Source organism: Psychrobacter proteolyticus (assembly GCF_038155145.1).
Lineage (GTDB): Bacteria > Pseudomonadota > Gammaproteobacteria > Pseudomonadales > Moraxellaceae > Psychrobacter > Psychrobacter proteolyticus_B.
Window position 1 is genome coordinate 87886 of sequence record NZ_JBAKAY010000009.1, and the last position, 25591, is coordinate 113476.

Consider the following 25591-nt stretch of genomic DNA (forward strand, 5'->3'; position numbering starts at 1 on the left):
GGTATTTTTTAGATAACTTTAGATAAATAGAGAGAAAATAATAAAAAGGATAACAATCTAATCAGATTTAAGCAGAAAAATCGGAATAACGATCAACTAAGCAGATTATTTATCGCAAATAGCTAGATACACACCCACTTAGATGGCGCCAGTGACCGTAGCGTTTTGCCATCGATCGCGCTTGACCGCTTTCATAAAGGCACGCATTTTGGCAGCGTCTTTTTTACCTTTATCAACCTCAATACCACCGCTCACATCGACGCCATAAATCGGCAAATCTAATGTCGCCGCAACATTGTCGGCATTGAGTCCACCAGCCAAAACGATTGGCAGTGCACTGTCATGTGGAATGAGACTCCAATCAAAACGCTGCCCTGTACCGCCGTATGCATCTTGATGATAAGCATCCAGTAAAATACTACTGGCACCTGCGGTCGCAAATTGATTAATTTGGGCGCGAACGCTATCGAGACTGTCTTGCTCTGTATTGATACGCAATGCTTTGATCCAGCGTTTATTGACCATACCTGCCAGCTGTTGGCACTGCTCAGGCGTTTCATCACCATGAAACTGGATAATATCAAAAGAGACGTTGCTTGCTAAGTTAATCAGCTCATCTTTGGTCATATTGACTACCAATGCCACCACACTGACAAAAGCAGGTACGGCAGCGCTTAGGGTTTGCGCCTGCGCTATCGTGACCGCACGTGGGCTTGGTGGATAAAACACCAAACCCACTGCATCTGCCCCTAGCTGTGCCGCAGTCTGTATATCACTAAGCTGAGTAAACCCGCAAAACTTAACGTGCATTTTGTGACCTTGCGTTTCATGGTACTGAATATGACACCGATTATAGCGGCATCAGATAGGTTCAAGCCAAAGATAAATCGTTAGATGTGATGAGGTTTTGTTAACCAAACGGCAAAGCCATTGCATCCAAAAACTTATCCTAGCATACTTTTATCCTTAGTTTTGTTTATGATTGCGATTGATTAATATAGGGATACTTTGATGTCTAAGACTGCACAGACAGCCGCTACTGATACTGATACTGATACTGATACTGACGACAATGATACTAGCAAAAATCCACCGCATTACTTGATGTGGTTTCGTCGTGACCTACGTATCCATGACAATACTGCTTTAGCAGCGCTTTGCGAACGTGCCAATGAAGACAACGCCTCAGTGTCTGCCGTATTCTTTTTGACACCTGAGCAGTGGCAAGCACACGATACCTCCCTTGTACAAGTTGATCACATTGCTCGCACGCTACCTATTCTAGCGAAGGAATTACAATCGCAATTGAATATCACTTTAACAGTACAGCTCTGCTCAAGCTTTGCTGACTGTATAGATGCGCTCACGACTTTATGCAATGACAATGAAATCAGCTGCGTCATGGCCAATCACGAGTACGAAGGCAATGAGATTGGCCGTGATGAGCAGTTAAGCAAACAACTTGCAAAAGGCGATATCGAGTTTGTCCGCTGGCATGACCAATGCATTTTGCCACCGCAAAGTATCACGACCAATGATAGCGATAGTATGTATAAGGTCTTTACCCCATTTTATAAAAAATGGCGACATACGTTGGACGTCAGCACCATCCAAATGCATGAAGCATCCGCAGTGGATAGCGATTATAAAATCAAACTACCATCATCGCAAACGTTTACCAATACAATCGACGATATCAAAGCACTAAGTGAGAAGATGCTCAGTGATTATCAGCAGACATTAGAAAAGAATGAATCATTGCAGCATATCGATATGACAGCTCAGCTTGACCAAGCAAGAGACGCCTATCCTGCAGGTGAGTCTGCCGCTTGCCAACGTCTAGAGGCATTCGTCGATGATGATATCAATAATTATGATGTGAGCCGTGATGTCCCTCATCTGCACGCAACCAGTCAGCTATCAGCTTATCTCACTATAGGCTCTATAAGCCCTAGATTTTGCTATCTACAGGCAAATGCAGCACAAGAGAAGCTACACGGTAATGACGGTGATAATGAAGACATCAATCGTTGGATAAGTGAGCTTGCGTGGCGAGACTTTTATCGTCATGTACTGGTCGAAAAACCAAATCTGATTCGTCATAAAGCGTATAAAGAAGAGACTGATACTAAAGTTAATTGGTCGTACGATAACGATGATTTTGAGACATGGTGCACTGGTAAGACAGGCGTACCGCTCGTAGATGCAGCAATGCGTTGTCTAAATGCGACGGGATTTATGCATAATCGCCTGCGAATGGTCACCGCGATGTTTTTGACAAAAGACTTGCTGATTGATTGGCGCTTGGGTGAGCGATACTTTATGCAGCAACTGATAGATGGAGACTTTGCCTCCAATAACGGTGGCTGGCAATGGAGCGCGTCGACAGGTACGGACTCAGCGCCCTACTTCCGTATTATGAACCCCTTTAGCCAAGCCAATACGCACGATCCTAAAGCTCTGTTTATTAAAACTTGGCTACCAGAGTTAAAAGATATTCCTAACAGTATCTTGCACAACGAAGATAAGATGCGTAAAGAACTGGCAAAAGGTGGTAAGTTTGCCGATGTCGACTATCCTGCGCCAATGGTCGAGCATAAATCAGCACGCAAGCTAGCTATTGCTGAGTTTAAAAAAGAAGCTTAAGTTTAAAAAACAACTAGCAGATTAGCCATTGGTAGTGACTGGCAACTGACAAGCGCCTGCACCCTGAGTGTTAACCGTCACTACCGCTCCCGTGAGTGCAAATAGCTGCTGCAACTGGGTTTGCGCATTTTGCAGTGCCATATTCATGACATCACCTCGGCAGGCACGCTCAAGCACGTCTTTCTTTGCCATAGTCTGTGCTTGTGCCAATATCTTAGGATCGACTTGCATCATGCCAAAAGCACCTGTCTGCCAGTCATAAATTTCAATATCATCCAGATATACTGAAAATATCTCTGTAGGCGGTAAAGTAATATTGATTTGCGGCATAGTGGCAGCTGGTGAGTTGGGCTCAGCTACTTGCTCTTCATCCTCATTAGCTTGAGCAGGTTGCACTACTTGTACCATCTCAGGTGTCAGTGCACTCAAATCAACGCCTGCCTCTACGCGACCATGGGCGATAAACAATGCCTTTTGCTCATCCTGCCACAGTTTCATCCAGCTCCCAGGTCGCTCGCTCGTAATCACTGTATCGACACTAAATGCGACGGTATGTAAGCGATTTAACTGCTGAATTTGCGTAACCACCCCTTCGCGAGTAATAGTTTCTATCGGCGCTTCTTCTGGTTTGTTTTGCGCGCTATAAATAGCAAAGACAATCGCTACTAAGCCAATGAGTAATATCACCCACGACATTGTCGCAATAGGACGTTTCTCAGGCTTTTGAGTGGCTTTAGCGTTATTCATATCAGGATTATCCATAGAAGCTACCTTTATAATGTTGCATCGTTTGGTAAGGCTAAAAGCGTTGTAAAAACGGAACAGATGCTTAGTCTATAAATGCGACTATTGTGCAGTAACTTCAAGTAATGGCTACCATTCCTCTACATAACTTTATGCATAAACCTCTACGCAATCATCTTAATAAACTGTCTCTAAAATAAGCAGTACTTTCGCTATAAAATCATATAAATAGTTCAATTATTTATCCCTTATTGAACCCTTTGCGTCACGTTCGGTCTGAAAAGACAAAAAGTCATTGCGTCTTAGGCGAACTTTACCTAACATAGTCAGATTGTATGAATAAAATGTCAGTCTTAAAGCATTTATCAGGGTTTTGACCTGAATATATTGCATTTTTGGCATATTGATACATCAAATCAAATTTGCCTCTCTTTTATGAGAGTGGTTTTTACTGATGTGCTTTGTATATAAGCAGGTTGGTAACTAGGAAATACCCTAGATTATTGCTAAGTGATAAAGGTAAGCTTGCGGCGGCAATGAAACGATTAGCCATACGCTCAACATCCTACTATTTCTTATTTTTTTATCGTTGATAAGGTTACGCTTTATTTATGAAAGCCAGTCAATTTTTATTTGCCACACTAAAAGAAACCCCAAGTGACGCCGACATCGCCTCAAGCCAATTGATGGTGCGTGCTGGTCTTATCCGCAAGATTGCTTCTGGATTATATATTTGGTTGCCTATGGGTCTGCGTGTCTTGCAAAAGGTCGAACGCATTGTTCGTGAAGAGATGCAAAACGTCGGTGCACAAGAAGTGCTTATGCCGATGACTCAGCCTGCTGAACTTTGGCAGACGACCGGACGTTTTGATGATTATGGTCCTGAGCTACTGCGCTTCAAAGACCGTCATGATCGCGACTTTGTACTTGGTCCAACGCACGAAGAAGTCATCACCAATCTAGCACAAGGTGAGCTACGTAGTTATAAACAACTACCGATTACCTTCTTTCAGATTCAAGGTAAGTTCCGTGATGAGATTCGTCCACGCTTCGGTGTGATGCGCGCTCGTGAATTCACCATGAAAGATGCTTACTCTTTCCATGTGGATCAAGCCTCGTTGGCCAAGACTTACCATGATATGTATGACGCTTATACACGCATCTTTACCCGCTTGGGCTTAGATTTCCGTGCGGTACAAGCAGATACGGGCTCTATCGGTGGCTTTGCCTCACATGAGTTCCATGTATTGGCAGATAGCGGCGAAGACGACATTGCGTTTTCGGACTCATCTGACTATGCAGCCAACGTAGAGCTAGCAGAGTCTGTCAGCACCGCTGAGCGTCAACCACCGAAAATGGAGCGTGAAGACGTTCTAACCGAAGGCATGACCAGCTGCAAAATGGTTGCTGAACACTTGGACATCCCGTTAGAAACGACGGTTAAAACCTTGATCGTTCATGGTCATACTGAGAATGATGAGCCACAACTGATTGCTATCGTATTGCGCGGCGACCACCAGCTCAACACTATCAAAGCTGAGAAAATCGAAGAAGCCAACGTACCATTGACATTAGCATCTGACGAAGAGTTAAAAGCAGCAGGTCTGCATAAAGGCTATATCGGCGTTAATTTAGATATGCCTGTGTTCGTTGATCGTTCAGCAGCTGCGTTGTCAGATTTTGTTTGCGGTGCCAATGAAGTGAACAAACATACTATCGGTATGAACTGGGCACGTGATACTCGCATTACTCGCATCGTTGATGTGCGCAATGTACAAGAAGGCGACCCGTCTCCTGATGGCAAAGGCAGCCTGAAAATCAAACGCGGTATCGAAGTTGGTCATATCTTCCAGTTGGGTGATAAATACTCACAAGCGATGAACTGTACGGTTTCTGGTGAAGATGGCAAACCTGTTACCTTGATGATGGGCTGTTATGGTATTGGTGTTAGCCGTATCATCGCCGCTGCTATCGAGCAGAACAATGATGAAAACGGCATCATGTGGCCAAAAACACCAACGGTTGATGATTCAATCGCTCCTTTTGAAGTCGCTATCATCCCGATGAAGTCTAAAGAAGAGACGGTCATGCAGACGGCAACCGCTCTGTATGAAGAGTTAAAAGCTCAAGGTATCAACGTACTATTGGACGATCGTAACGAGCGCCCAGGCGTTAAGTTTGCTGACCTTGAGTTGATTGGTATACCGCATCGTATCGTCGTCTCTGATCGCAACTTGGCGGAAGACAAGTATGAGTACGTCAATCGCCGTGAAGCTGAAAAGCAAATGCTAAGCCGTGAAGAAGTCATGGCAAAAGTAAGCGGTAAATAGTCTTGTAATTAAAGACTATATAACAAAAAGCGCCTATCTCATCATGTGAGATAGGCGCTTTTTATGGGCTTAAAAACTATTTAACATTGTATTTTTAGCGAGAACTTACTGGCGGATCAAACGGCTTGGCTTAGGCAATAAACGAATATCACTAACACGGCAAGGATTGATATCAATACCACCGCGGCGCGTATACCATGCCCGTACCATTAGCTCACTTGGCTGATAGTATTGGCTCAAATCAGCAAATATCTGCTCGACACACTGCTCATGGAAACCATTGTGCTGACGGAAGCTCAATATATAACGCAGCATATTTGCATTATTAAAAGACTTATCAGTTGTAATCGATACGGCCAAAGTGCCCCAATCTGGTTGATTGGTCACTGGGCAGTTACTGCGCAGTAGATTGGAATAAAAGGTATACGGCTGCGTACCATCATTTACCATGCTTTCACTACTCGCCTCTATTTCTTCGCTAGCACTTAGCAATGACGCATCAGGATGTTCAGTTAACGCAACTTTGTCCGTGTTTCCTGCTAGTGCCTCATCAATACAAACACCCTCAGGCTGAGCAATCAATAACGCTGTTTCATTACCATCTAGATCATCGTTTAGACCAAATAACGCTACCTGTACGTCTGTTTGCAAACAAGCTGACAAGTCTTTCGCAATCAACGCTTGTACGTCATTCCAACTGGCGAACTCGGTAAAGTTAATACTATTCAAATATAACTTAAGCGACTTTGATTCTACGATAAACGGTGAGCTAGCAGGAATGCTAAAGCGCGCGATAGCCACTTGCGAGATACCTTGCAGATTTAACCAAGATATCTCAAAAGCCTGCCACCAATCGACACCGACGGTTAACTTGTCGTCTTGCCAACCAATCGCATCACGTCCCATGCTGCGCGCAATCGGATATAGCGTCTCTGGGCTATACTCAGTTGGATAGTCTGTGGTTTGCTCACCCAAGATACCGTGAATACTCATCTGTCTTCCTAATATTAAACCGTTTAAAATTTGCTCTAAATAATATGCTTAGCGAATAATACACACTATAAACGTACACGCGAACCGTTACTTAGCAAGCGATAGGCGATGGTATAAAATATCGCACAGAACACAAAAATAGCCGCCATCGAATACCAAACATTGACATCAGAGTAGCCAAGAATACCGTAACGGAATGAGTTAACCATATAAACGATAGGATTCAGTAGCGAGATATTCTGCCAAAATGGCGATAAGTTCTCCATCGAATAAAACACACCGCCAAGATAGGTCAATGGCGTCAATACGAAGCTTGGAATGATAGAGATATCATCAAATGAGCGTGCAAATACCGCATTGATAAAGCCGCCTAATGAAAACAAAATAGACGTGCCAAGTACCGTAAATACAGTCACAAATAAATGCTCGATACCAAGATCAGTAAAGAACAGCGCCACTATCGAGACAATCACGCCGATAGCCAGTCCACGGAAGATACCACCACTGATATAACCCATCAAAATAGCATGCTTGGATACGGGCGAGACCAAAAGCTCTTCGATACTAGACGTGAACTTGGCACTAAAGAAGCTTGAGACGACGTTAGAGTAACTGTTGGTAATGATCGACATCATGATCAAACCAGGCACGATAAACTGCATGTAAGGCACGCCGCCCATCTCACCCACACGCGAACCAATCATCTTACCAAAGATGACAAAATACAAACTCATCGTGATAACTGGCGGTAGCAACGTCTGCGGCCAGATACGTAAAATACGGCGCACTTCTTTGAACCAAATAGTACGAAACGCAATCCACTTCTTACTCAATGACATTGTTTTATTATGATCGATTAGTTCCTGACTCATAATCCCGCCTCCTTCATGCTATCTGCACTCTGAATGTTTTTGTCTACCAAGCGCATAAATAACTCTTCTAGTCGGTTAGCTTTATTGCGCATACTTGCCACACTGATACCTTTCTCAGATAGCTGATCAAAGACACCGTTTAGTGACTCACCTTCTGTCAAGGTAACTTCTAGCGTTTGCTCATCTGGTTGCGAGACCCCTGTAACTCCTGTCAAAGCCAATTGTTCAGTGAGCGGCGTATCCAAATCAAATACAAACGTCTCTACCGACAACTGCGCCAGTAGTTCTTTCATTTCTGTATTGATTCGAATCTCACCGTGATCCAAGATCGCAATACGCTTACACAATTGCTCAGCTTCTTCGAGATAATGAGTCGTCAGAATAATGGTGGTGTTTTCTTCGATATTAATCTGCTGCATGAATTCCCACATTGAGCGGCGTAGCTCGATATCGACACCCGCTGTTGGCTCATCAAGAATCAATAATTTTGGCTTATGAATCAATGCTCGCGCAATCATCAGACGACGTTTCATACCGCCAGATAGCTCACGTGACTTACTGTCGCGTTTATCCCATAATCCCAGCGCTGTTAACAGTCTCTTTGCGCGTGGTTTGGCTTCTTTTGCCGGAATACCAAAATAACCCGCTTGTGTAATGAGGATATCTTCGACTTTTTCGAACATATTAAAGTTAAATTCTTGCGGTACAACACCAAGGTATTGCTTAGCAATAGAAGGATTTTCTAATAGGTCTGTGCCAAAAATATGGACGCTACCGGTGGTTGGCTTAAACAATGAGCTAATAATGCCAATCATGGTAGATTTGCCTGCGCCGTTTGGCCCGAGTAACGCAAAGAATCCACCTTGTGGTACTGTTAAATCAACCCCCTTTAATGCCGAAAACCCATTGTCGTAGGTTTTGGATAGGTTTTTTATGGAGAGTGCTGGTGCATCAGACATGAAGACCTCTTTATTTGTTATCAATTTATATAAAATGCGATTTTAGAATAATAGGCCGTGTTGAACATTCGACTATCATTAGCATATAGGCAGAAGCCATATAAGAATGTTCAACACACTCTACTCTCTAAAGGTGACAATGTACGGTAATAAACGAACTAATCTCATAAAATGAGGCTACTCATGACGAATTTCAACTGCCTTATATTCGAAGTACCATATTAATAATACTCATCATGAAAAAGCGCCTATCTCATCACTGAAATAGGCGCTTTATAGATAACTATCGTAAAAGCTTGGAAGATAATCAATAAAGATTAGCTTGCTTCTGCGACCATATAATCTACAGCATTTTGAACTTCTTCATCAGGAATATCCGCGCCACCTTTTGCAGGCATCGCATTGAAACCGTTGATAGCATGGGTATATAGCGTATCTTTACCTTTTGCGATACGTGGACCCCAAGCGCCAGCATCACCAAAGATAGGAGAGCCTAGCAAGCCTGCTGTATGACAAGTATGGCATACGGCGTTATATACCGCTTTACCGTCACGAGGACCGTCGCCAGCAGCTGGGCCAGATGAGCGTGCCGTTACATCACAAGCTTCACCATCTTCAAAACAGATATTGGCAACAGGCTGGATACGCGCAATCAGATTAGGATACAAAGCAATTAGCTTCTGTACTTGCGGCGTATCTTGTGGAATTGGCTCTTCATCAGCGGCAGGCGCTGCAGCAGCAGTTTCTTCGCCTTCTGCTGGAGCGGCTTCGTCAGTAGGCGCAGCACCATCTGTCGTATCTGCAGCAGCTTGGGTATCGTCACCTAGCGTTTCAGGAGCAGCTTCTACGACCTCTTGGCCTTCTGCTACGTCTGACGCAGTTACAGGAGTGTCTACAACATCTTCAGCTTGGCTCACCGCGATACTAGCGATTCCTAGAATGGCAGCTGCCGATAACATAACTACTTTTCTCATTCGTCACGTTCTCTTATTACGTATACAAGGACTAGCACGGCTCGGACATTCTGTCTGTCCTCCTTTGACGACTTCTAAGTCTTCAATAGCAGACAGCCATCCCGCGTGCCAACGCACTTGCAATCGGTGATTATAAATATGAATTCTCCCCAACATTATAAGGGAAAAGGCAGGTAAATTGCCATGCTTGTTTAATGACTTGACTGTTTTTTCTTAAAAAACCTCAATCGCGACTGTCATTTATTGGCTTTATGCTTTTTATTTGTTAGACTAAGCGGTCTTTATTTCTAGACACCTTATGCTAATTATCATGCGCATCTAAGCGTGACAGTCAGACATATCGTTATCATATGCGCTCGTAGCTCAGTTGGATAGAGTATCGGTCTCCGAAGCCGAGGGTCGTGGGTTCGATTCCCGCCGAGCGCACCAACTATACTGTTTACAATCTCGCTCTACCTTTCCCTTAGTACTCTCTTAAACTTCCTATACTCATCAAACCTACATATCAAAATGTTTGCGGTTTTTCTGTGCTTGTATATTTCTAGTGCTCTCATCTATATATAACTTACTCTGCATCTTGTAAGTTAGCTGTTAGCTGAGCACGGCTAGGTATACGGTGATAATTAATCACTGGCACATCACCCAAACGGCGCTGACCCTCAGCAATCTTTTTATCAATCGTAATCATTGCAATTTTTTTGTCTTGTTTGCTAACAAGCAAATGATTTGCCTTACGTGTGACTCGATAATCAGCAAAATGCTGTTTTAATATCGCTGATGTTTTTTGCAGCGCATCATTCGGTGTTGCATTTTTTGATTTTATGCCGCTATGCTTTTCGCCTACTTTTGCGCCGCGCGATTTTGCCACGAACCATAAAACTGCGATGACAGCGAACAATATGACAAGCCACCAAATTCCGTCTATCATAAGTAAAAACATCCATTATTAGCAAGGGTTGGCTCATGTTAGCAGAATTATCACCAGCGTTAATAGCAGAAGTAAAACTTGCAGCACAACTACTGGCGTCGAAACAGCGTATTTGCGTTTTGACTGGAGCTGGCATTTCAGCAGAAAGCGGCATCCCAACGTTTCGAGATAAGCAAACAGGACTGTGGGAGAATTACGGTGTCGAAGACTTGGCCACCCCTGAAGCGTTCACTCGTGATCCAAAGCTGGTGTGGTCATGGTATCAATGGCGTCGGCAAATGGTCGCAGACAAAGCACCAAATCCTGCCCATCATGCGTTGGCCCAGTGGCAGTATCATGCGCAAACCTCCGATCAGCAGGTAACACTCATCACCCAAAATGTCGATGATTTGCACGAGCAAGCTGGTAGCGCAGTGACCCACCTACATGGTCATCTGTGGCGTAACCGCTGTAGTCAGTGTGAGACACCCTATCAAGATCAATCGAGAGCGTCATACGACAATCAAGGCACCATGAACTTTGATGAAACACTGCTTAGCTGTCCGCATTGCGGTGGTTATATTAGACCAGATATTGTTTGGTTTGGCGAAGCTCTACCTGTGCAGGCATGGCACACTTCCGAAGAAGCTGCAGCTAATTGCGAAGTGTTTATCAGTATCGGTACATCAAGCTTGGTTTATCCTGCTGCTGGATTGGCACAATCAGCCAAACAGAATGGCGCGCAAGTTATTGAGATAAACCCCGACCCAACGCCAAATACTATCGTCGATATCACATTAGCAGAAAAGGCAGGAATCGTTTTACCACTGCTTATAGAAGAGATTACTACTTTATAAATGCTACTACTTATAAACATTGCTGCATGACAGACAATAAAAAAGGCTTAACGATTTATATAAATCATTAAGCCTTTGCTACTAAGAATAAGCTCGTTAAAGTTATTTCAATGCAAGATCAACTCTCGCCAAGTAAGCTTCTTTTAACTCATCACTGATAAATGCCGATTTAAACGAGTTTTTGACCAACGTGATAACATCGTCTTCCGTAATCGGTAAATTCTCATATAGATTGATAAAGTTTTGATTCACGTAGCCTTTGAAATACGCAGGATCATCCGAGTTAACGCTGATATTTAGACCGTAATCTAAAAGCTCTTTAATATTGTGCTCTTTATAAGTCTCAAAGACTTTTAGCTCGATATTTGAGTTCGGGCAAACCGTCAGTGGCATTTGCTCATCTTTGAGTCTTTGCATCAACTCTGGACTTTTTATAGACTGCACACCATGATCGATTCTATTAATATTCAATAAATCTAATGCTTCGTAGATGTACGAGAAGTCTGCTTCTTCGCCTGCATGAGCGACCAACTTAAAGCCTTCTTCTTTGGCTTTTTGGAAGACTTCTTTGAATTTCGATGGTGGGTTACCCAATTCCGATGAATCAAGGCCAACACCGATGATGTCGTCTTTATACTCCAGTGCTTGCTCTAATGTCTCAAACGCTTCTTCTTGTGATAAATGACGCAAGAAACACATGATGATGCATGACGTGATACCGTATTTTACTTTGGCATCTGCAAGCGCTTCTTTGATACCTGTGATGACCGCTTCAAAAGGTACGCCACGTTCAGTATGCGTCTGCGGATCAAAGAATATCTCTGTGTGGATGACATTATCTTCGACACATTTAAGAATATATTCCCACGTCAAATCATAGAAATCATCCTTTGTAAGCAGGACGTTGGCACCCGCATAGTAAATATCTAAAAAGGTCTGTAGATTGGTGAAGTTATAAGCACTGCGTACATCTTCGATATCTTTATAAGGTATCTCTACGTTGTTCTTTTTGGCCAGTCTAAACATCAGCTCAGGCTCTAACGAACCTTCAATATGTAGATGAAGTTCAGCTTTCGGTAGTTTCTTTATTAATTCAATCATAGTATTCCAATAATGGTGTTATCGAGACGAGCCCTAGTAAATGTTGCACAGTAGGATAATCAAACCATGCATATATGAGGCGTTATCTGTCTCAGAAAAATCATTTTAACACTAAAAGCGTATCGCCTAAAACAAAACCCTTTGACCTTATAGATAAGCTACTTATAAAAGCAACCTTCTTAATACAACTGTATAAGGCGCAAATTACTTTAAAAACACCACTGTATCAGACAGCTCATTGCCTTCTGGATCATGCTCTAGATGATAGTATTGACGTAATACCTGCCCCACTTCGTCTAGCAGTTCAGCCAAGCTCTCTTCTGTCTTTTGGGTAGCGATACCAGATACTGCCTTTTCACACATTGCATTCCATACCGTTGGACTAACGTGAGCGCTGATACCTCGGTCTGCGACAATCTCTAGTTTACGCTCGCATACATTGACATAGATCAAGACGCCCGTATTTTCTTCGGTATCCCAGACGCGATACTCGCTAAACAAATCAATCGCACGCTCACGGCAGTTCATGCGATAAGCTTCTTGGATAGGCAGATGGTTTTCTACAATTAAGAACACCTCACCACGATGTCCACGCTCAGCTCTTGTCACAGCATCTGTTAAACGCGCCTTGGATTCTGTTGTTAGCCACTTACTATGTAATAAAGGGACGAACAAAACTTGACGCCACCAGCGGGCAAAACTGGGGTTTGAAGCGTTGTCTTCTACCATTATATTATTTCCTCAAGTACGTCATTTCGATGGTTATGTAGAGTTTATTTTGTTTGCGTATGTGGAATACTTACCACGAGCCACCTGCTCCGCCGCCGCCGAAACCACCGCCGCCACCGCCGAAACCACCGCCACCGAAACCACCACCGCCAAAGCCGCCTCCACTGCCGCCGCCCATACCGGGTAAGAAAATCATGCCGCCTCTGCGCCCACCTTTACCGCCGCCGCCTTTTCCACCGCCACCGCCGCGTGAGATCAAAAACATCCAGATAAAGATTGCCATAATCAGCGTCATGAAGAAACCGCCGCCTAATGCCATCGAACCTGCAAAAAACCCGCCAGCGGTAATAATAGAACCAAATACTCGGCCCAATATATTAGTAATAAAGCTACCAAAAATCATCGCCATGATAAATAAGAAAATAGGTGACGGCAGCTCGTCTGAGCTTTGCTGAGCAGTACGTTCTGCAGCTTGTGCATCAGCACGGGCTAAGACTTCAGGGTCAGCAGTCAATCGTGTTTTAAGAGCTTCAACGCCAGCGATTATCCCTGCACCATAGTTATTTTGCTTAAATAGCGGCGTGATATCTTCGCGAATGACACGGTTAACCGCCGCATCGGGCAAGACGCCTTCTAATCCATAACCCGTTAGGATATACATATCACGGTCATTGACAGCGACGACAATCAGTAGACCATCATCGATAGCTTCATCACCCAATTCCCACTTCTCAGCAACTTGCAATGCATAATCAAATATTGGTACGCCATTGGTAGTCGGTACGATAACTACCGCTGCTTGTGCTAGACCCTGCTGATAGATACTTCGAAGCTGAGCCTCTAGACGTAGCTTCTCTTGGGGATTTAGGATATTGGCCTGATCAACGACTGGTTCATTGAGTATCAACTTATCAGCGTCAACACCCTCGGCACTGGAGCGTACAGGTGGCTGAGCGGTTGTTTGGGCATTGGCAGTATCATTTGCTGTGCTTTGGTTATCTGCATTTTGATTGATAGCGTCGTTGCCGAGCACCGCTTCATTGATAGCATCGTTATTTAATACAGCATCATTGATTGCTTCGTTAGACTCGCCTGCTTTAGCAACAGCCACCAACTCTTCGACACTACGGTTTTGCAGATTCGAGGTGCTATCTGTCGCCACCGCTGTATCATTGGGTGCAGCGTGCAATGCAGGCACGCTGACGACACCTAACGTAAACAGTAATGCTGATAAGATTGCTTTTGAATTATTCATCTAATCTATACCACCTCAGATAACATCTTTACCAATTGATAGACTCTAACTAATCATTGTCAAACCATTAGCTAAATGAACAGAGCTGCCTATACTGCTCTGTCGTCACATTAATTCTAAATTTTATTCAGCAGACTTTTCTGTAGAGTCGCCAAAATCAACACTTGGTGCGGTTGAAATCGCCTCTTCATTGGCCACACTAAAGTTGGGCTTAGTGTCCATCCCAAATACTTTTGCAGTGATGTTGGTTGGGAACTGACGTACCGTTGTATTGTATCCCTGCACTTCTTGGATATAACGGTTACGAGCCACAGCAATACGGTTCTCAGTACCTTCTAACTGTGCTTGCAGGTCTTGAAACAGTGCATCTGATTTTAGATCTGGATAACGCTCAGATACTGCCATCAAACGTGACAAGGCACCTGTCATCTGCTCTTGCGCTGCTGCATAACGCTCCATCGCTTCTGGATCATTAAGCACTTCTGGCGTTACCGTGATACCACCTGCACGTGAGCGAGCTTCTGCCACTTGGGTGAAGACTTCCTGCTCTTGCTCGGCGTATTGCTGTACGACTTTGACTAAGTTTGGCACCAAATCAGAACGGCGCTGATACTGGTTGACCACTTCTGACCATGAAGCAGTGACCTGCTCATCTTGTGCTTGCAGGTTGTTGTAGCCACAGCCGCTTAGACCAACCGTAGAAGTTGTCAATAAAGTGGCTAGCAACATCGGCTTCATAATAGATTTACGCGTCATTGTTGATTCTCCTAATAATGATAAATAACAAATATCCAGTAGCACGTTTTTAATATTTTTAAGTTTTCTTGGTATTCATACGGCGGTCATACGCTCTATATATTGTATATTTTCGCATCACTCTATCAGCATGATATCAAAAGAAGTTCTCCTAATGATGGCGTTATATACGGCTTTTTACAATTGACCGTTACCAAAACACAACCGCATAGTGTCAACGATAACGCGTTTTTATCATGATAGATATAGAGCAAAAATCTAGCAGTCTAGAGGAATTAGACTAAATGTTATGAAAGTACAAACAATTATTTATATATTATCTAAATCTTGCTAATGTATCAGCCAAATAAAATACGAATATATCTACCGTCTATAAAGAAATTTCTAGTAATTAGTACAAAAATATGGCAAATTGCAGTTACGTAGCCGTACGGTTTGAATACATTTGGTAGTGGACTTATAGTTTGATTAGTATTAGCGAGTTGTTAATTTCTTAATAAAAACATCAATTAACTGTCAAATTATCGCTAAATACTGTCAATTCGCCATACCAGCCATGGATTCATTCAGGACAGCTCATAGTAAGTTGAATGCCATCATGGTGATGGATATTTAATTATATAACCGCCTGTTTTATCCGCCGGTCAACTTATGAATCATCTGATGTATAACATGATGATAGAAGACCGCAGTAGTTGAGGTTGTAGAATAATAGTAAACGCAGCTGATATTTATATTGTCAGTGATAAGCGCTATGCAAATAGTCCGTATTACTGATGAGATACGCGGGTAAATACAGACAACTACAGTCCATTCTTGGTGGCCAAGCAAATGAGACTTAGACAACAAATAAGTCGATGCAGAGACTTTAACTGCTTAACTTAAATAAGTAAGTTAACCAGTTAGTTTACTCCTAGCAAACAGTGCCACCTTGAGACAGTACTAGGAACATAAATATGGAAGGTTTAGTTAACTTAGTAAATGGAATTATCTGGAGCCCAGCGCTGATTTATCTCTGCTTGGGTGCCGGTCTGTTCTATTCCATTATGACGCGCTTTGTACAAGTACGTCTATTCGGTGAGATGATCAAACTCCTATTCACTGGTAAATCTAGTGCACAGGGTATCTCATCATTTCAGGCACTTGCCGTCTCACTCGCCGGTCGTGTGGGTATGGGTAACATCGCTGGGGTAGCTGCTGCTATCGGCTTCGGTGGCCCAGGTGCCGTTTTCTGGATGTGGATCGTAGCCTTCCTAGGCGCATCTACAGCCTATGTCGAATCTACTCTTGCTCAAATTTACAAAGAAAAAGATGTGGTAACTGGCGAATATCGCGGTGGCCCAGCTTATTACTTTGAACGTGCCCTTGGTCAAAAGTGGTACGGTATCCTCTTCGCAATCGCTTCTATTTTATCATGTGGTATGTTCTTACCTGGTGTACAGGCGAACGGTGTTATCAGTGCATTTGCACAGGTAATGGGCGAAGGTACGATCATGAACGTTGCAGGCCTAGAAGTTGGCTCTATGCGTTTGGTCGGCTTGGCTATCATCTTAGTCGTGCTAGGTATCATCATCTTTGGTGGTATTAAGCGTATTGCAACCTTTACCGAGTTTGCAGTACCTTTCATGGCATTAGGTTATATTGCCCTAGCGCTAATCATCATGTTCAGCAACTTCAGCTTGATTCCAGATGTATTTGGTATGATCGTTGGTGATGCATTCACTGCACAAGCAGGTTTTGGTGCTGCGATCGGTTGGGGTGTGAAACGTGGTATTTACTCTAACGAAGCTGGTCAGGGTACGGGTCCTCACGCTGCTGCTGCTGCTGAAGTTGAGCATCCATCACAGCAGGGTCTAGTTCAGGCATTCTCAGTATATGTTGATACATTGCTAGTATGTTCTGCTACTGCATTCATGATCTTATCTACTGGTATGTACAACATTCAAGGTACGCTACCAGATGGTCAGTTCATCGTACAGAACGTTGCTGCTACTACTGAAATCAATGCTCCTGCGTTCACGCAAATGGCAATGGAATCTGTATACGGTACGTTTGGTAATGCCTTTATCGCAATCGCTGTATTCTTCTTTGCCTTTACAACAATTCTGGCTTACTACTACATCGCTGAAGTAAACGTCGCTTACTTAACACGCTTCCTTGGTCGTAGTGCGAACAGAACTGGTTTATTCCTAGTGAAAGTTCTTATCATGGCGATGGTTGCTTATGGTGGTCTAAACTCAGCTGGTTATATCTGGGCAATCGGTGATATCGGTGTTGGTCTTATGGCTTGGCTTAACATTGTTGGTATTCTTGTCATCTTCATCGTGGCTCGTCCAACCCTTACTATGCTTAAAGACTATGAAGCTCAGCGCAAAGCTGGCGTAACTCGCTATAGTTTTGATCCTGCTAAATTCGGTATCAAAAACGCACCGTATTGGGAAGAGCGTCATCTAGCACAGCAAAAAAGCATGAACGCTGACCCATTACGTAAAGATAAAGTGTAAGTCGATTTAATAAGATTGATATTTAATCTTATTGAATAAACAAAAAGCCCGAGACCATGTTCTCGGGCTTTTTTGTTTGGTTAATTTTATACACTGTTAAAGAATAGCTTACCGAAAAAACATCAAAGCCCACGTTCATACAAGCTGATTCAATACCTTAAAGCTACCCTTTTATCTCTCAAAATTAACCTGTCTTTGAAATAACATATGACAGTCACCTTATTTTTTTATCCTCTTTTATAAAGCTTACCTTAGTGTTTTATGACCTTATTTTTATTAGGTGGTCGTACCCGTATAATTAACCCACAGTTCCTCTATTTCTAATTCATAGACACAAAAAAGCCTAGCGCGATGGCTAGGCTTTCTTTAATTAACTTGTAGATTCAAAACCTACAAACTAAAAGATAACTTATTCAGGCATTAATACTGCATCGATAGTATGAACCACACCGTTGGTTGCCATGATATCTGTACCAGTGATATTTGCTGTATTACCAGTAGCATCGGTAATCACGTTATCTTCACTGATAGTAATAGTTTTACCGTTCGCCGTTTCAATCTCAGTACCGTATGGGATATCAGCTGCTTTAACTTCCATTGCTAACACATGGTAAGGAAGGACAGTTTTTAGCAAGTCTGTATTGGCCAATAACTCTTCTTTAGTCACGCCTAGTTTCTCTAGTACTGGCGCAAACGCATCATCAGTTGGGGCAAATACAGTATGCTTGGTTTCTTCCATTAGCATGGTATCAAGACCAGCAGCCTGTAGCGCAGCGGTTAAGATAGTTAGGTTTTCGTTCTCTGCTGCGATCTCAGCGATAGTTTGAGTCGCTTCCATGTCCATTTCGGCCATTGGCTCTGCTTCAACAGCTTCTGTCTCAGCAACTGGCTCAACTGCCATTTCTTCAGTGGCTTCTGGTTCAGTTGGCTCTGCAACAGTTTCAGTGTCATTACACGCCGCTAATGACATGGCTGCGGTTACAACTGCGATAGATAATAAGTTCTTCTTTAACATAGGTAATTCCTTTTTGGATAAATAATTGATTAGGGGATTTATTTAAATTAATAACTTCCGATAAATATAGTGGCGACCAATGATTGATAAATGTATCAACTACTTAGTCATACTATTTAGTCCGTTATATTGATAGTTCTCAGTCTAACTGTTTAATTTTTAAATGGTATTTACTTAAGTAGCAACACTGTATCAATCACGTATATAGCATTGTTTGCTTGTATATCAGTTATTGCGATTTTTCAGACAAAATGATGGTAATTAACTATTTTCGGATTTTTACTTTAAAAATCCAACCTAAATAGAAACTTATATAGATAAAACTCTAAAGTCTAAAACAGCCATTGTCTGATAATGAAATCATCACAAACAATGGCTGCTTAGTCTTATAATAAATACAGTAGGTATGCCTCAGTAAATACTTATTTAGGCAACAATACTCTATCGATTACATGGACAACACCATTGTTGGCAGCAATATCAGTCTTCACAATGTTCGTCGTGCGACCATTCTCATCCATCAATTTGCCTTCTTTAGTTACCATCAACGTATCTTTGCTAGCGGTCATTACGTTACCAGGCTTCACATCTTTGGCATACATAGCCATATCACCAGCGACTACGTGATAACCCAATACTTTGGTCAATAGTGGCTTGTTAGCAAATAGCTGTGCTTTGGTCATACCTGTTTCTTGCAATGCTTGCATAAAGGCGGCATTGGTCGGTGCAAATACTGTATAGTGAGCGTTAGGATCAGACAACATATCGACTAGACCTGCTGCTTGTACCGCTTCTACCAATACTGAGAAATCAGGATTGCTTTGGGCAATTTGTACAACATTCATCTTAGCCATACTCTGACTGTGCATTGGTGCTTTCATATCGCCCGTCTTTGCTGGCATCATATTATTACAAGCACTTAGACCTGCGATTGAGATAGCCAATGTACCGATGGTGGCAATTTTAGTAAGTTTCATAACATTTTCCTTAATGATTTAAATTTCTTTGACGTTGGTATTGTTTCAACTATGATATTACTGTCTTACAGATCATCTTGCCTGCTAATGCCAATTGCTCACCATAGTGTACTGCTAACACTAATACTCTTACTCTTAGTACCAGTTATTGCTAATAAATGAGCCTGTATTTATAAGTAGGACTTACTAAGACCTTGTATTTCTGAAATTAAATTAACATGTAAGCAATCTTTATCAACCTGCCTTTGCGCAATTTTTTGTAGTATGGGTGTAAATTCTGTCTGACTTCTTAGCGTTCCCGTTGGCTTTCATTTGCAAAAGAAAAGCTTTATGTAAGCCCTTAGCGAAATGATATTCATTTGTGCGTATCTGCTTTATGAAATAGACTCTAATACCTTGATTTGTTACTTAGCTCTCCTCTTATTTATCTATTGCCAAAGAGGAATATGCAGTATCCCTATGTAGCAAACTTTTCATGCTAAAATAATGCAAATTTGCGGTCCTCTTCGTGAGACTCTGCACGCTACTGGTTTGTTATTCCTTCTTTTTTTAATAATTACGATATAAGCAGCACACCTATGATTCCAACGACGACCTCACCAAACGATTCTCATACCGATACCGCCTCTAGTTCCTCATCCGCTAATGACTTTATATTGACGCCACCTGCTGTATTTCCGTTTAAAGAGCAGCAACTAACCGCTCGTGCCCGTATCACTGAGCAGATGGCATCACGCATTTTGATGTTAGACGGTGCGATGGGTACGCAGATTCAGACTTATAAACTAGAAGAAGCGGATTATCGTGGTGAGCGTTTTGCTGATATTGACCAAGATGTACGCGGCAACAACGACTTGCTGGTACTGACTCAGCCGCACATGATTAAAGACATTCATCACGATCATCTGCTAGCGGGCGCTGATATCATCGAGACCAATACCTTTAATGGTACGCGTCTGTCGATGGCTGACTATGACATGCAGTATTTGGTCCCAGAACTGAACAGGACGGCGGCCAAGATTGCTCGAGAAGCAGCAGATGAATTTACCGCAAAAACGCCTGAGAAACCGCGCTTCGTTGCGGGTGTTGTGGGTCCGACGTCACGTACGTGTTCGCTATCACCTGATGTCAATGATCCTGCGTTTCGTAATATTACCTTTGATGAGTTGGTACTCAACTACCGTGAAGCGACCTTATGCCTAATAGAAGGCGGCGTCGATATCATTTTGATTGAGACGATCTTTGATACGCTAAATGCCAAAGCCGCGATATTTGCCATCACCGGTGTGTTTGACGATATTGGCTTTGAGTTGCCAATTATGATTTCGGGTACGATTACCGACGCGTCAGGTCGCACACTATCGGGACAAACGGCCGAGGCGTTTTATAACTCGATTCGCCATGCCAAGCCTCTATCTGTTGGCTTTAACTGTGCGCTAGGTGCTGATGCGCTGCGTCCACATATTCAGACATTGTCAAACATCGCTGATACTTTTGTCTCTGCGCATCCAAACGCTGGTCTGCCCAATGAGTTTGGTGAGTATGATGAAACCGCTGAAGAAACGGCTGCCCTACTTGAAGGTTTTGCCAAAGCAGGTATCTTAAACATCGTCGGCGGCTGCTGTGGTACGACGCCTGAGCACATCCGTCAAATTGCTAAAGTCGTGGCGAACTATCCACCGCGTGTCATTCCTGAGATAGCGCCTGCCTGCCGACTATCAGGTCTAGAGCCATTTACCATCAATTCTGATAGCTTGTTTGTCAATGTCGGTGAGCGTACCAACGTCACAGGCTCTAAAAAATTCTTACGTTTGATTAAAACCGAAGCCTATACCGAAGCGCTTGATGTCGCTCGCGATCAGGTCGAGGGCGGCGCGCAGATCGTCGATATCAATATGGACGAAGGCATGCTCGACTCCAAGCAGGCGATGATTCACTTCGTCAACTTGGTCTCAGGCGAACCAGATATCAGCCGTGTCCCACTGATGATTGACTCGTCTAAATGGGACATTATCGAAGAAGGCCTTAAACGTACGCAAGGCAAGTCGGTCGTCAACTCTATCTCATTAAAAGAAGGTCACGCTGAGTTCGTTGAACGTGCCAAATTATGCATGCGTTATGGTGCTGCGATTATCGTTATGGCATTCGATGAAGACGGACAGGCTGACACTTACGAGCGCAAGATTGAAATATCTAAGCGCAGCTATGATGTATTGGTCAACGAAGTGGGTTTCCCATCAGAAGACATTATCTTTGACCCAAATATCTTTGCCGTTGCCACGGGTATCACTGAGCATAACAACTATGGCGCTGACTTTATCAATGCCACACGCTGGATTACGGAAAATCTACCGAACGCGATGGTCTCGGGTGGCGTATCCAACGTCTCGTTTAGTTTCCGTGGTAACCCAATCCGTGAAGCGATCAACTCCGTATTCTTATACCATGCGATCAAAAACGGCCTGACCATGGGTATCGTTAATCCAGCCATGCTTGAGCTGTACGATGATATTCCAAAGGAAGCGCGTGACGCCATCGAAGATGTCATGCTCAACCGCAATCAAGGTGAAACTGGTCAAGATGCGACTGAGCGTCTGATGACCGTCGCTGAAAACTACCAAGATGGCGGCAAGAAAAAAGACAGTACCGTCGATATGAGTTGGCGCGAAGGTACGGTAGAAGAACGTATCGCCCACGCACTGGTCAAAGGTGTAACGACCTTTATCGAAGCGGATACCAAAGAAGCATGGGAGAAATATCCTAAACCGCTAGAAGTCATCGAAGGGCCACTCATGGACGGTATGAATATCGTCGGTGATCTATTCGGTGCTGGTAAAATGTTCCTCCCGCAAGTCGTAAAATCTGCCCGCGTGATGAAGCAATCTGTCGCATGGCTAAACCCATATATCGAAGCGGAAAAAGTCGAAGGCGAGGTCAAAGGTAAAATCCTAATGGCAACCGTCAAAGGCGACGTGCATGATATCGGCAAAAACATAGTCGGCGTGGTGCTTGGCTGTAACGGCTATGATATCGTCGATTTGGGCGTCATGGTGCCATGTGAAAAAATCCTCGATACTGCCATCGCAGAGAAAGTTGATATCATCGGTCTGTCTGGTCTAATTACTCCAAGTCTCGATGAGATGGTCTATGTCGCCAAGCAAATGCAAGAGCGCGGCATGACACTACCACTGATGATCGGCGGTGCAACGACGTCGAAAGCGCATACTGCTGTCAAGGTCGAGCCACAATATCAAAACGACGGCGTCATCTATGTATCGGATGCGTCGCGCTCAGTCGGCGTGGTGACCAAATTGCTATCAAAAGAGCATCGTCAAGCACTCATCGATGAGACACGTGAAGAATATGTTAAAGTGCGTGAGCGTCTGGCTAAGCGTCAACCAAAAGCTGCCAAAGTCACCTATGCCGAATCGGTCAAGATTGGCTTTCAGTATGATTGGGAAACCTATGTGCCACCAGTGCCAAATAAGCTAGGACAAGTGATATTGGATGACTATCCAATCGCGAATCTGCTACCTTATATTGATTGGACACCATTCTTCATCTCTTGGGGTCTGACCGGTAAATACCCGAAAATATTGCAAGATGATGTGGTTGGTGAAGCGGCTCGCGATCTGTTTGAAAATGCAGAAGATCTACTACAAAAGATGATTGATGAGAAATCAATCGTGGCTAAAGGGGTGTTTAAACTGATGCCCGCGCGCCGTACTGGAGCCGATACGGTCACGGTCTATGATAATGCGCCTGCTGATGGTGGCAAACCAACCTATCAGTTCGAACACTTACGTCAGCAAAGCGACAAGGCAAGCGGCAAGCCAAACTTTAGCTTGGCAGACTTTATCTCGCCATCAGAGACGCATACCGATCACTTGGGTGGTTTTACCGTCTCTATCGTCGGTACAGAAGCACTGGCTGAGCAATATAAAGCGGCAGGTGATGACTATAATGCCATCATGGTACAGGCGCTGTCTGACCGTTTAGCCGAAGCTTTCGCTGAGCATCTGCATGAGTTAATTCGTAAAGAATATTGGGGTTACCAACCGACTGAGTCACTCACCAATGATGAGATGATTAAAGAAAAATACGTGGGTATTCGCCCTGCACCTGGCTACCCTGCTTGCCCTGAGCATACGGAAAAAGGCAAATTGTTTGACTGGCTCGGTACGGTAGATGCTATCGGTACAACGCTAACCGAAAGCTATGCGATGTGGCCTGCGTCATCGGTCAGCGGATTCTATTACTCGCATCCTGATAGTGAATACTTCAACGTGGGTAAGATAAGCCGTGATCAGTTAGAGAGTTATGCTGAGCGTAAAGGCTGGGATATGAAAACGGCTGAGAAGTGGTTAAATCCGAATTTGTAGTCTATTGGCTAATGCAATTATAAAAACCTAATAGTTACTTTTTGGCTTACTCATTTAATATGGGTAAGCCATTTTTTATGGCATTCTATTTTGCCTACCCTCAGCAAACTTATCGCTACGTTCATAGCAAAATACTTTTATCATTTACTGACAACAACCATGCTAGATTATTGTCTACTTTATTATTTTGAGACAGGCTATGAATCAGATTGCATTACTTTCTAGTTGGATTGGCAAAACCTTTGCAATCTGGGCATTGGTCAGTGCTGTTTTGGGATTTATTTTTCCTGAATTTTTTGCTTCGTTGGCTTTTTTGATCGTTCCTATACTTGGCATCATTATGTTTGGGATGGGCATGACGCTCAAGACGGAAGATTTCCTAGAGATTATCAAACGCCCCAAGCCTGTACTGGTAGGAATGTTGGCACAGTTTACGCTCATGCCGTTTATTGCTTACTTATTAACAGTAATTTTCAACCTCGATCCTTTAATAGCAGTCGGTGTTATTTTGGTTGGTTGTTGCCCGGGCGGCACGTCGAGTAACGTGATTACGTTCTTGGCAAAAGGCGATGTGGCGCTGAGTGTGGCGATTACCTCTATCTCCACCCTACTTGCGCCTTTTTTGACCCCGATTCTATTAAATGTGTTTGCTGGTCAGCTGATCGATATCGACCTAGCCAGTATGATGATGACCATCACAAAAATCGTCATCTTGCCCATATTACTGGGTGTTATCTTTCATAAATTTTTGGGTAAAAAGATCGAGTTCGTCACCGAGGTATTACCGATGGTGTCGGTATTGGGTATTTCCATCATTATAGCGGCAGTGGTTGCAGTGTCTAAAGCGACCATATTGGATAGCGGTGCTATCGTATTTATCGTGGTTGCCTTGCATAATATGACGGGTTATACCTTGGGATATGTCATCGCTCGCTTGTCTGGCTTTACGGAGAAACAACGCCGCGCGATTATGGTGGAAGTGGGCATGCAAAACTCTGGTCTGAGCGCTGCCCTTGCCGCGACGTATTTTAACCCTGTCGCCGCCTTACCTAGTGCGATATTTAGCGTGTGGCATAACTTTAGTGGCGCGCTGGTTGCGAATATTTTTGCTAAGAGAGATGCTAAGTAAGTATTTTGTTATTTAGTTGTAAATAATTTGAAAATATTTCATAGTTAAATAATAAGTTATTGAGAATCTAATAACTTTAAAATTATTCATCAATATGCAGTGTGATATAGATATTTTATTTGTTAAACTAACTCTGTGGAGAGCGAAGCTAATTTCTCAAGTTTGTTCAGGTATATAACTGTATGAGCAAGCACATACAGCGCTTACTAAGGCTTTAAAGTTAGTGAGTATAGGCTATACCAAATATATTGACTGATGTCAACCAATATTTGGTACTACTTATTAATAATATGACAATAATTTGCACGGTAAAGTTTAGTATAAGCTCTTTGTACATGCTTGTAATCTCCGTAATAATGTTAGTCTCTGTTATTATACTTTTCCTATCTAAAAAGGGGTGTCACTTATGATAGTGATGTTTCTGAGTACTTGTGAGATTCGTTATTAGATATTAATCGAAA

At 43.2% G+C, this 25591-nt stretch carries 19 protein-coding genes and 1 tRNA gene; 7 read left to right on the forward strand and 13 right to left on the reverse strand.

Annotated features, from left to right (window positions below; translation table 11 throughout):
• Nucleotides 1-138: 138 nt before the first annotated feature.
• A complete protein-coding gene (locus tag V6252_RS11750; protein ID WP_341610583.1) occupies nucleotides 139-840 on the reverse strand; it encodes a phosphoribosylanthranilate isomerase in 702 nt (233 codons plus the stop codon).
• Between the two features lie 171 nt (nucleotides 841-1011).
• On the opposite strand from V6252_RS11750, the gene V6252_RS11755 reads away from it, so the two are divergent.
• Complete coding sequence (locus tag V6252_RS11755) at nucleotides 1012-2646, forward strand: cryptochrome/photolyase family protein (protein WP_341610549.1); 1635 nt, start codon at nucleotides 1012-1014, stop codon at nucleotides 2644-2646.
• A 21-nt stretch (nucleotides 2647-2667) separates the two neighbouring features.
• Here V6252_RS11755 and V6252_RS11760 read toward each other — a convergent pair whose 3' ends face one another.
• A complete protein-coding gene (locus V6252_RS11760; RefSeq protein WP_341610550.1) occupies nucleotides 2668-3408 on the reverse strand; it encodes a DUF4230 domain-containing protein in 741 nt (246 codons plus the stop codon).
• Between the two features lie 593 nt (nucleotides 3409-4001).
• Between V6252_RS11760 and V6252_RS11765 the strand changes: the two genes are divergently transcribed.
• Nucleotides 4002-5720, forward strand: a complete 1719-nt coding sequence (locus tag V6252_RS11765) for a proline--tRNA ligase (protein WP_102093514.1) — start codon at nucleotides 4002-4004, stop codon at nucleotides 5718-5720.
• 105 nt (nucleotides 5721-5825) lie between these two features.
• Here V6252_RS11765 and queF read toward each other — a convergent pair whose 3' ends face one another.
• From queF to V6252_RS11785, 4 genes are all read right to left on the reverse strand, one after another.
• Nucleotides 5826-6713 (reverse strand): NADPH-dependent 7-cyano-7-deazaguanine reductase QueF, encoded by an 888-nt coding sequence (gene queF / locus V6252_RS11770; RefSeq protein ID WP_341610551.1) that lies wholly within the window; start codon nucleotides 6711-6713, stop codon nucleotides 5826-5828.
• Nucleotides 6714-6778: 65 nt separating this feature from the next.
• On the reverse strand, nucleotides 6779-7552 hold the full coding sequence (locus V6252_RS11775) for an ABC transporter permease (RefSeq protein ID WP_057762348.1): 774 nt from the start codon (nucleotides 7550-7552) through the stop codon (nucleotides 6779-6781).
• A gap of 29 nt (nucleotides 7553-7581) precedes the next feature.
• Nucleotides 7582-8544 (reverse strand): ABC transporter ATP-binding protein, encoded by a 963-nt coding sequence (locus V6252_RS11780; RefSeq protein ID WP_057758608.1) that lies wholly within the window; start codon nucleotides 8542-8544, stop codon nucleotides 7582-7584.
• A 317-nt stretch (nucleotides 8545-8861) separates the two neighbouring features.
• A complete protein-coding gene (locus tag V6252_RS11785) occupies nucleotides 8862-9518 on the reverse strand; it encodes a c-type cytochrome (protein WP_101204943.1) in 657 nt (218 codons plus the stop codon).
• 352 nt (nucleotides 9519-9870) lie between these two features.
• On the opposite strand from V6252_RS11785, the gene V6252_RS11790 reads away from it, so the two are divergent.
• Nucleotides 9871-9947: transfer RNA gene (locus V6252_RS11790), tRNA-Arg, on the forward strand.
• Nucleotides 9948-10083: 136 nt separating this feature from the next.
• Here the strand turns inward: V6252_RS11790 and V6252_RS11795 are convergent.
• Nucleotides 10084-10446 (reverse strand): hypothetical protein, encoded by a 363-nt coding sequence (locus tag V6252_RS11795; protein ID WP_341610552.1) that lies wholly within the window; start codon nucleotides 10444-10446, stop codon nucleotides 10084-10086.
• Between the two features lie 35 nt (nucleotides 10447-10481).
• On the opposite strand from V6252_RS11795, the gene V6252_RS11800 reads away from it, so the two are divergent.
• Entirely contained in the window at nucleotides 10482-11282 is an 801-nt protein-coding gene (locus tag V6252_RS11800) for an NAD-dependent deacylase (RefSeq protein WP_341610553.1), read from the forward strand.
• A gap of 102 nt (nucleotides 11283-11384) precedes the next feature.
• On the opposite strand, the gene V6252_RS11805 is transcribed toward V6252_RS11800, so the two are convergent.
• The 4 genes from V6252_RS11805 to V6252_RS11820 form a co-directional block, all read right to left on the reverse strand.
• Nucleotides 11385-12383, reverse strand: coding sequence for an adenosine deaminase (locus V6252_RS11805; RefSeq protein WP_341610554.1), 999 nt, complete (start codon nucleotides 12381-12383; stop codon nucleotides 11385-11387).
• Between the two features lie 204 nt (nucleotides 12384-12587).
• A complete protein-coding gene (locus V6252_RS11810) occupies nucleotides 12588-13112 on the reverse strand; it encodes a TPM domain-containing protein (RefSeq protein ID WP_101204947.1) in 525 nt (174 codons plus the stop codon).
• Nucleotides 13113-13182: 70 nt separating this feature from the next.
• Complete coding sequence (locus V6252_RS11815; protein ID WP_341610555.1) at nucleotides 13183-14367, reverse strand: TPM domain-containing protein; 1185 nt, start codon at nucleotides 14365-14367, stop codon at nucleotides 13183-13185.
• A 123-nt stretch (nucleotides 14368-14490) separates the two neighbouring features.
• Nucleotides 14491-15123 carry a LemA family protein gene (locus V6252_RS11820; protein ID WP_341610556.1) on the reverse strand — a complete coding sequence of 211 codons (633 nt, stop codon included), beginning with the start codon at nucleotides 15121-15123 and terminating at the stop codon, nucleotides 14491-14493.
• A 956-nt stretch (nucleotides 15124-16079) separates the two neighbouring features.
• Between V6252_RS11820 and V6252_RS11825 the strand changes: the two genes are divergently transcribed.
• Nucleotides 16080-17627 (forward strand): alanine/glycine:cation symporter family protein, encoded by a 1548-nt coding sequence (locus V6252_RS11825; protein ID WP_201569401.1) that lies wholly within the window; start codon nucleotides 16080-16082, stop codon nucleotides 17625-17627.
• Nucleotides 17628-18036: 409 nt separating this feature from the next.
• Here V6252_RS11825 and V6252_RS11830 read toward each other — a convergent pair whose 3' ends face one another.
• Nucleotides 18037-18642, reverse strand: a complete 606-nt coding sequence (locus V6252_RS11830) for a fasciclin domain-containing protein (RefSeq protein WP_057758535.1) — start codon at nucleotides 18640-18642, stop codon at nucleotides 18037-18039.
• 422 nt (nucleotides 18643-19064) lie between these two features.
• Nucleotides 19065-19619, reverse strand: a complete 555-nt coding sequence (locus tag V6252_RS11835; RefSeq protein ID WP_057758533.1) for a fasciclin domain-containing protein — start codon at nucleotides 19617-19619, stop codon at nucleotides 19065-19067.
• Nucleotides 19620-20197: 578 nt separating this feature from the next.
• Between V6252_RS11835 and metH the strand changes: the two genes are divergently transcribed.
• Both metH and V6252_RS11845 read left to right on the forward strand, forming a co-directional pair.
• A complete protein-coding gene (metH, locus tag V6252_RS11840) occupies nucleotides 20198-24001 on the forward strand; it encodes a methionine synthase (RefSeq protein WP_341610557.1) in 3804 nt (1267 codons plus the stop codon).
• A 199-nt stretch (nucleotides 24002-24200) separates the two neighbouring features.
• Nucleotides 24201-25130, forward strand: coding sequence for a bile acid:sodium symporter family protein (locus V6252_RS11845; protein WP_341610558.1), 930 nt, complete (start codon nucleotides 24201-24203; stop codon nucleotides 25128-25130).
• Nucleotides 25131-25591 lie beyond the last annotated feature (461 nt).